At 45.5% G+C, this 604-nt stretch carries 1 protein-coding gene; it reads right to left on the bottom strand.

Translation table 11 applies throughout. The annotated features are described in order from the left end of the window. On the bottom strand, nucleotides 1–604 hold a 604-nt coding region (locus A3757_RS06125; RefSeq protein WP_156506218.1), incomplete at both ends, for a toprim domain-containing protein.

Here is a 604-nt window from a genome sequence, read left to right as displayed (position 1 = left end):
ATAAATTTTAAGCATGAATTCCGATAAGGGATAAGCAGAAAGCACTCGCTTTTCGAACATATCTTTCCCTTTCCCCCTCACTAGAGTATCAGGGTCCTCACCTTCCGGTAATAGCAAAAAATCCAGCTGCATCCCATCTTCAAATATAGGCAAGGCGTTTTCCATTGCCTTTCTTGCAGCCTGTAATCCGGCTCGATCGCCATCAAAACAGAAAATAATGTGCTTACACCGTCGTAAGAGGTGAGAGAGGTTTTCGCTATTTGTCGCCGTCCCTAAGGTGGCTACCGCATAGTTAATACCGTACTGCGCTAGCGCCACAACGTCCATATAGCCTTCCACTACCAACAACTTATCAAGATGTCGGGTTGCCTGGTTCGCTTCATACAGACCGTAAAGCTCATTACTTTTGTGGAAAACTTCCGATTCAGGTGAGTTGATGTATTTAGCTTTGTCGTCCCCTAAGGTTCGCCCCCCAAAAGCCACAGTCTTACCGCGGCTATTTCGAATAGGGAACATTAAGCGATCTTGAAATAGATCAAAGGGGTTGTCGTACTTATCGAGAACGGTTTTGGTCTGAATGAGTGACTTTAAGGTTTCTGGGGCG

Source organism: Oleiphilus sp. HI0117 (genome assembly GCF_001635235.1).
Note: the sequence above shows the minus strand (reverse complement) of the source record. Positions and strands in the feature narration are given on the sequence as shown.